Raw genomic sequence first — 7,046 nt, forward strand, 5'->3', positions numbered from 1 at the left:
CGCCGCCGACATCGAAGCCCTGGTCAAGGAGCTCGGCCACACGGTGGTCGACATCGCCGCGACCCGCACCGAGGCGGTGGACGCGGTCGCCCGCAAGACGCCGGGCCTGGTGCTGGCCGACATCCAGCTGGCCGACGGGTCCTCCGGCATCGACGCGGTCAAGGACATCCTGTCGCATTACGACGCGCCGGTGATCTTCATCACCGCCTTCCCCGAGCGGCTGCTGACCGGCGAACGGCCGGAGCCGACCTTTCTGATCACCAAGCCGTTCCAGCCGGAGACGGTGAAGGCCGCCATCGGCCAGGCGCTGTTCTTCCACCCGCGCCGGGCCAACAAACAGGCCGCCTGACGAAGCTTGGCCGGAACGCGCGCCGCCGGGCGCACGTTGACGATGATGGGGCGCCGCAGGCTGCGGCGCCCGTTTCGTTCGAGGAGACCGTTATGCTCGGATGGGCGATCGTCTTCGCGCTCCTGGCTATCGTCGCGGGCTTCCTGGGCTTCTTCAGCCTGGCAGGGATGGCGGCGACCATCGCCAAGGTGCTGTTCCTGGTGTTCCTGGCGCTGCTGGTGGTGAGCTTCGCGGTCCGCGCGTTCCGCGGACAGTCGGTGCTTTAGCTGAGCCTGTAGCGAAACGGCCGCCTCTGGGCGGCCGTTCTGCGTTCCCGCTTCGCCGCTCCGGTTCAGGGCTCGGCGGTGTTCGATCGGTTCGGCTGGCCCGGGTTGCCGTTGTTCTGCGGGGCGTAGGGCGCGCCCTCTTGATAGTTCTGCCGCACGGCGGCCTTCGGCGGCGGCGCGGCGAAGCGGCCGGCGTTCGTCTCGCGCGCGGCGTGGCCCGGCTGGACGCTGGCGAAGTCGCCGGCCTTCCAGGTGTAGGTGGCCAGGAAGCCCAGCACGACGAGCAGCGTGCCGATGATGAGCACCCACAGGATGTTGCGGCCCAGGCGGCCCTGCCGGGCGCGGGTGACGCCGATGGTCTGGCGCGGGTTGGAGCGCGTGGAAAGCGCCATGAGAAAGGCTCCTTACTCGGACGGGAAATAGCTGAACGGTCCGGTGTGCGGCCGGCCGACCGCCTCGGTCGCGCGGTCGCTGCGGCTGATCGCGCCGATCACGCCGCTGGCGATCGCCAGCCCCAGCACGCCGCACACCGCAAACGCGCGCCGCCGGGCGGCCTGCTGGCGCAGGTTCGGGCTCTTCACCAGGACATCGGCGTTCCGAGACGCGAAAATCTCCCGCACCACCTGTCCCTCCGCTCGCATCCGGCTTCGGTCCGGGGCGTCGATCGGCCCGGCCACCCGGCCAGAGGCCTAACGTCCGCGGCGGCGCAGCTGTTCCCGCCAGGCGCGGGGCTCGACTGTGGAGATAACTTCTGCGATTATCGTGGGTTAGTGGGCCTCGGGCGCTCGCTGCGGCGGACGGGCGGCTCGGGGACGGCGCGAGCCGCTCCCGCGGGAAAAATCTGAGGAAAATTCTCGCCGCCCTGGAACGGTCGCAGGCCGGGCGTGTTGTAGCGATGCGGAGGCGGCGACGCCCCCCCCGACTTGAGACCGGCGCATACGCCGGTCTGCCGTCTCCGCACCCCTTTTCTCGATGATGCACACTGTGGCGGGTCCAAGGATCCGCCACTTTCGTATGCGGGCCGTGCGTCGCTCTCAGCCGGCGACGTGCAGGGTGACGTCGACCCGTCGGCGCAACGGCTTGGTCTTGCCGCTCGCGGTCACGGCGCCGGCGGCGCCCGCGGCGGTCAGGTGCATGTCCGCGGCCGGCAGGCCCGCGGCCTCGAGCGCCTTCGAGACCGACTGCGCGCGCTTCTGGGAGAGCTCGAGATTGGCGCCCGGCGCGCCGACCGCGTCGGCCAGGCCCAGCACGTCGACGGCGGAGATCTGGCAGCCCTGCACCGACTGGGCCGCGGCCTTGATCACGCTGGCGCCCTCGGGCGTCAGGTCGGACGACCAGGCCTCGAAATAGACCTGCACCGTCTGGTCGGCGCAGCGGTTCGGGGCGCGGACGACGCGGCTGTCGCCCATGGTGGAGCAGCCTCCGAGCGCCGCCGTGGCGGCCAGGGCCGCGACCGTGAAGGATCTCATTTCAGCCTCCCGAGTTCCCGATCATGCCAACGGTCAACGCCGGCCAAGCTTGACCGTTCCTCGGAACCGCGACGCGGTCCCGCCGTTCAGCCGGCGAACATTGCTCTGGCAAGGACTCAAGCGATGATCGGCGGACGCGTGGACAAGGACCAGAGAGCGTCGGACGCCCTCGACAAGGCGGACCTGCGCGAAGCCTACGAGCGGGGGCGCCGGGACGAGCGGGCCGGACGCAGGCGCCATCCGCTGTTGATGACCGTGACCTTCCTGCTCGCCCTGGTCGGCGTGGTCCTGCTGGCGATGGCGGCCGTGCAGGGCTCGTTCATGCGCGCCGGCGGCGTGGTCGACCGGCAGCTGAACGTCGCCGCCGACCGCGCCCAGCCGGCGGTCAACGAGGCGGCCAGCACCGCCGGCCAGAGCCTGCGCGACGCCGGAGCCGCGGCGCGGGCTCGGGCCGATAAGGTCGGCTGAGCGGGGTGGAGACGCGGGGGGCGGCGTCGCGTCCGCGGCGCGTCGAGGTGGTGGCCAACATCGCGTCCGGCGGCGTCGGTCCTGACGCACCGGCGGAAATTGCGCAGATCTGCGCCGACCTCGGCCTTCACACCCACATCTGCGCCCCGGCCAAGGAGGATCTGACCAACTGCCTGCGCGGCGCGGTGGACGCCGGTCCCGATCTCCTGGTGGTGCTGGCGGGCGACGGCACGGTCCGGGCCGCCGCCGAGCTCTGCGGGCCGACGGGGCCGGTGATCGTTCCGTTGCCGGGCGGGACCATGAACATGCTGCCGCACGCGATCTACGGCCAGCGCCCCTGGCAGGACGCGCTGAGCGTCGCCCTCGCCGAGGGCGAGCCCAGGATGCTGGGCGGCGGCGAGGTCGAGGGGCGTCATTTCCTGGTCGCGGCCATCCTCGGCTCGCCCGCGCTGTGGGCGCCGGCGCGCGAGGCCGCGCGCTACGGCCAGGCCCGGCTGGCGTGGATCCGCGCTCAACGCGCCTTGCGGCGCTTCTTCTCCGGCCGCCTGCGTTACGCCCTCGACGAGGCCCCGCGCGCCAAGACCGCCGCGCTGAGCTTCCTCTGCCCGGTGATCTCCAGGGCGCTGCCGGCGGACGCGGCGGCGCTGGAGGCGGCGGCTCTGGATCTGCACGGCGTGCGTGACCTGGTGAGCCTGGGTTTCCACGCCTTGCGCGGCGACTGGCGCGAGGCGCCCGTGGTCGCCGCGGTCGCCTGCCAGCGGGCGCGGGTCTGGGCGGCCGAGCCGATCCCGGCGATCCTCGACGGCGAGGCGGTGCGCCTGGCCAGCGCGGCGGTGGTGGCCTGGCGGCCCGACGTGGTGCGGGTGCTGAGCCTGCCGAAATCTTTGCGCGGCGCATGATCCGGCTGGCGCACCTTTCCGACATCCACTTCGGCGGAGAGAACCGTGCCGCGACGACGGCCGCCCGCGCCTACGTCAACGCCGGCGGCATCGATCTCACCGTCATCTCAGGCGACCTGACGCGCTATGGCGAGCCCGTCGAATTCGCCGCTGCGGCCGAGTGGCTGGCGGGGCTGCAGGGGCCGCACCTGATCACCCCCGGCAACCACGACTCGCCTTACTTCGCGCCGGCCGAGCGGCTGTTCGTTCCCTTCCGCCGCTTCGAGGCGGCCGTCGGCCCGGCGCGCGAGCAGAGCTGGCTCGCCCCGGGGGTCGCGGTGCGCGGCGTCAACACCGCCCGCGGGGTGCAGCCGAGGCTCAACTGGTCGAAGGGCCAGATCTCCCCGGGCCAGGTGGCCCGGACCCTGGGCTGGTTCGGCAAGGCGCGGGCGGGCGACGCGCGGATCGTCGTCTGCCACCATCCGCTGGCCGAGATGATCGGCGGCCCCATGACCGCCCGCGTGTGGCGCGGGGCCGCCGCCGCCCGGGCCTTCGCCGAGGCCGGCGTCGACCTGGTGCTCTCGGGCCATATCCATGCGCCATTCGCCTGGCCCTATCCCTACGCCGACGGACGCACCTATGCCGTCGGCGCGGGCACCCTTTCGGTGCGCGAACGCGGCGTGCCGGCGAGCTTCAACATCGTCGAAATAGAAAGGGCGGCGATCCGCATCGCCGCCCTGGCCTGGACCGGCTCGCACTTCGAGCCGCATCGGACCTGGTCGCTCGACCGGCGCTGAGCGCTGTTACGGCACTCCGCGGCCGCGGACGAAGTGCATGACGATCGAAACCAGGAACAGAACCAGGAAGACATAGAAGAGGATCTTGGCGACACCCATCGCCGCACCAGCGATGGTGGTGAAGCCAAGCACGGCGGCGATCAAGGCGACCACCAGGAAGGTCAGGGCCCAGCCGAGCATTTGGCGTTCTCCATGCGCGCCCACGGGCGCTTCTGTTGACGTCACGGGCATGTCGCCCGCTCCCGCAAGTCAACGTTCAGCAATCTCGGCCGTTCCCGAGTTGCGATTACTCAAGCTGATGTGATGGCGGCTGAACGCCAGCCCGCCGCCTCAGCGCTTGTGGCGACGGCCGTCGCGGTGGCCGGCGTCGCGCGCGCGGCTGGCCATGGCGGCGCTGACCGCCGCGCCCACGACGGTCGGGTTGCGCAGCAGCACCAGCGCGGCCGCCACCACGGCGCCGGCGGCGATCACCGGCTTCTCCCGGGCCAGGTCGAAGAGGCGGGTGGTCAGATTCTGCTCGTCGCGGCGCAGGGGCCGCGGCTGGGCCTTGCGGAAGGTCACGAAGGCCAGGATGGCGGCGACCACCGCCGCGCCCACGGCGATGATCGCCGAGGCGCCCGCCGGATTGAAGACTTCGCGCAGCCCCGCATAGATCGCGTACGAGGCTGCGACCACGCAGACGCCAGCCGCCGCCGCCATCGCGGCGACAGCGGCGACGTAAAGAAGCGCTTTCTTGAGGATCAACGCCGGCCGGAGGAGAGCAGGAGGCCGATCAGGATGCCGACGCCCAGCGCAGCCCCGGTCGCCGCGAGCGGACGCTCACGGACGCGTTCGGTGACGTAGTGCTGGGCATGCTCAAGCTGCTCGCCGGCGGAATCGGCGTAGGTGCGCGACTGGGCGCGGATCTGCTCCAGCCCGTCCTGCACCGCCTGCTGGATCTTGCCCCGCGCCTCGGAGAAGACGCGCTGCGCTTCGGCGGTCAGCTGCTTGCTGTCGGCGCCGGTCGCCGTGGACAGCTTTTCATCAACGTAGTCAACGGCGTTGGCGGGCATGTCGATGTCTCCGAAGGAAGGACCCCGGCAGGGCGAAGCGGGGGCCGCTTGCCTGAACGAGGGACAACATAGGCAAGTTCCGCGGTCTTCGCAAAAGCAGAGCTTGCCGAAGCCTTGGAAACGCCACGACGGGGTTGCAGTTCCTGTCGCGCGGGCCAGGTCTTGGGCTTATGGTTTGAGCAACACGGCGGCAAGGCGGACGACGCGTGGACGAAAAGCGGCTGGAACTGGCGCTCGAAGCGGCTGGGCTTGGTCAGTTCGAGTGGGATGCGGCGAAGGATCTGCTGATCATCAGTCCGGCCGCGGCGGCTTTGACCGGCATGCCCGCCGGCCCATCCCCCGGGCTGGGCGGCCTGGCCTGGCAACGCTGGGTCCACCCTGAGGACCTGCCGCAGGTGGAAGCCGTGCGCGCGGACTGTCTGCACCGCGGCGAGAGCTTTCAGATCGACTTTCGGCAGACCCGGGCGGACGACGGCCGCCTGGTCTGGCTCAGGGTTTCCATCGCCCCGAGGCTCGGCCCCGACGGCAAGCTCGCCGGCGCCGTCGGCGTCGTTTCCGACCTGACGTCGCAAAAGCTCGAGGAGGAGCAACGCCAGACCCTGATGGCCGAGCTCGACCATCGGGTGAAGAATGTGCTGGCGGCGGTGCAGGTGCTGGCCTACCAGACCGCCAAGCGCACCACCTCGCTGGACGGCTTCCTGCAGAACTATTCCGGCCGGCTGAAGGCGCTCGCCTCGGCCAACGAGCTGCTCACCGCCGCCCGCTGGCGGGGGGCGGCGATCGACCACATCGCGGCCGCCGAGCTCGGCGCGCTGGCGCCCGGCCAGACGAGCTGGCACGGGCCGGAGCTGTTCCTGACGCCGCGGGCCGCCAACGCCCTGTCGCTCGCCCTGCACGAGCTCACCACCAATGCGGTGAAGTTCGGGGCGCTCTCGGTCGAGACGGGGCATGTGGAGGTGAGCTGGACGCGGCCGGAAGCCGGCGGCTTCGAGCTGAGCTGGCTGGAGAGCGGCGGCCCGACGGTGGCGACCCCGACGCGCCGCGGTTTCGGCTCGACCCTGCTGGAGCAGGTCACCGGCCGCGAGCTCAATGGCGAGGCGGTGATCGAATACCGCCCGTCCGGGGTCCGCGCGCGGCTGATCGCCGGGCCCGCGGCGGTCGCGCCGCGACCGGAATCGGTGCCCGAGGTCACGCCGTCGCGGGTCGTCGAGACGGTCGCCGCCGCCCGGGCGCCGCGCAGCCTGAAGGGCTCGCGGGTGCTGATCGTCGAGGATGCGGTGCTGCTGGCGCTGGAGCTGGAGACGGGCCTTTCCGAGGCCGGCGCCGAGGTCGTCGGACCCGCCTACGAGCTGGAGGAGGCCATGGCGCTCTTGGACCGGCCGATCGACGCGGCCGTCCTCGACGCCAACCTGAACGGCCGCTCGGTGACTCCCGTGGCCGAGGCTTTGGCGCGCCGCAACGTGCCGTTCGTCTTCGCCACCGGCTACGGCGAGACCGGCGGCGCGCCGGGCGGTTTCGAGGCGCCGGTCATCCGCAAGCCCTATGACGTCACCCAGGTCGCCGCCGCGGTGGCGGATCTCCTCGGCGCCAGATGACTTCGGCGGATGCAAGTCTGTCGCGGGGCTGAGACAAGGCGCCGCCTCCCGCGGCCCCAAGCTAAGCTATAAGACCCTCGCCCGGGGAGACCTGCGGAGTACTCGCAGGGGCCGGACCGGCGGCCAGGGACATCGCCCGTGTCACGCGACCTTCCTCCCTCTTTCCGGTCCG

General features: G+C 71.6%; 12 protein-coding genes. 6 read left to right on the plus strand and 6 right to left on the minus strand.

Translation table 11 applies throughout. The features are described from left to right. Together VJS38_RS15420 and VJS38_RS15425 are read left to right on the plus strand one after the other, a co-directional pair. A partial coding sequence (locus tag VJS38_RS15420) for a response regulator (RefSeq protein WP_324089038.1) occupies positions 1–349 on the plus strand: 349 nt, incomplete at its 5' end. 92 nt (positions 350–441) lie between these two features. Then, complete coding sequence (locus VJS38_RS15425; protein WP_324089039.1) at positions 442–615, plus strand: DUF1328 domain-containing protein; 174 nt, start codon at positions 442–444, stop codon at positions 613–615. Positions 616–680: 65 nt separating this feature from the next. Here VJS38_RS15425 and VJS38_RS15430 read toward each other — a convergent pair whose 3' ends face one another. From VJS38_RS15430 to VJS38_RS15440, 3 genes are all read right to left on the minus strand, one after another. Next, positions 681–1,007 carry a hypothetical protein gene (locus tag VJS38_RS15430; RefSeq protein WP_324089040.1) on the minus strand — a complete coding sequence of 109 codons (327 nt, stop codon included), beginning with the start codon at positions 1,005–1,007 and terminating at the stop codon, positions 681–683. A gap of 12 nt (positions 1,008–1,019) precedes the next feature. Next, the gene (locus tag VJS38_RS15435) at positions 1,020–1,238 is read right to left on the minus strand and encodes a hypothetical protein (RefSeq protein WP_324089041.1); all 219 of its coding nucleotides are present in this window, start codon (positions 1,236–1,238) and stop codon (positions 1,020–1,022) included. A 411-nt stretch (positions 1,239–1,649) separates the two neighbouring features. Then, positions 1,650–2,084 carry an OmpA family protein gene (locus tag VJS38_RS15440; RefSeq protein WP_324089042.1) on the minus strand — a complete coding sequence of 145 codons (435 nt, stop codon included), beginning with the start codon at positions 2,082–2,084 and terminating at the stop codon, positions 1,650–1,652. 123 nt (positions 2,085–2,207) lie between these two features. Between VJS38_RS15440 and VJS38_RS15445 the strand changes: the two genes are divergently transcribed. From VJS38_RS15445 to VJS38_RS15455, 3 genes are read left to right on the plus strand one after another with little or no spacing between them, the layout of a single operon-like run. After that, on the plus strand, positions 2,208–2,552 hold the full coding sequence (locus tag VJS38_RS15445) for a hypothetical protein (RefSeq protein ID WP_324089043.1): 345 nt from the start codon (positions 2,208–2,210) through the stop codon (positions 2,550–2,552). A 47-nt stretch (positions 2,553–2,599) separates the two neighbouring features. Further along, positions 2,600–3,451 carry a diacylglycerol/lipid kinase family protein gene (locus tag VJS38_RS15450; protein WP_324089044.1) on the plus strand — a complete coding sequence of 284 codons (852 nt, stop codon included), beginning with the start codon at positions 2,600–2,602 and terminating at the stop codon, positions 3,449–3,451. Continuing rightward, positions 3,448–4,227 (plus strand): metallophosphoesterase, encoded by a 780-nt coding sequence (locus VJS38_RS15455; RefSeq protein WP_324089045.1) that lies wholly within the window; start codon positions 3,448–3,450, stop codon positions 4,225–4,227. Before VJS38_RS15450 ends, VJS38_RS15455 begins: the two co-directional genes overlap by 4 nt. 6 nt (positions 4,228–4,233) lie before the next feature. On the opposite strand, the gene VJS38_RS15460 is transcribed toward VJS38_RS15455, so the two are convergent. The 3 genes from VJS38_RS15460 to VJS38_RS15470 form a co-directional block, all read right to left on the minus strand. Continuing rightward, a complete protein-coding gene (locus tag VJS38_RS15460) occupies positions 4,234–4,407 on the minus strand; it encodes a DUF1328 domain-containing protein (protein WP_111457096.1) in 174 nt (57 codons plus the stop codon). Between the two features lie 150 nt (positions 4,408–4,557). Next, positions 4,558–4,971, minus strand: a complete 414-nt coding sequence (locus VJS38_RS15465; protein ID WP_324089046.1) for a hypothetical protein — start codon at positions 4,969–4,971, stop codon at positions 4,558–4,560. Beyond that, on the minus strand, positions 4,968–5,279 hold the full coding sequence (locus VJS38_RS15470; protein ID WP_324089047.1) for a DUF883 family protein: 312 nt from the start codon (positions 5,277–5,279) through the stop codon (positions 4,968–4,970). Before VJS38_RS15470 ends, VJS38_RS15465 begins: the two co-directional genes overlap by 4 nt. A 206-nt stretch (positions 5,280–5,485) precedes the next feature. Here VJS38_RS15470 and VJS38_RS15475 point away from each other — a divergent pair, with 206 nt between their 5' ends. After that, entirely contained in the window at positions 5,486–6,874 is a 1,389-nt protein-coding gene (locus tag VJS38_RS15475; protein WP_324089048.1) for an HWE histidine kinase domain-containing protein, read from the plus strand. The last annotated feature ends 172 nt before the right edge of the window (positions 6,875–7,046 follow it).

It is taken from the genome of Phenylobacterium sp. (assembly GCF_035276905.1).
GTDB lineage: Bacteria > Pseudomonadota > Alphaproteobacteria > Caulobacterales > Caulobacteraceae > Phenylobacterium.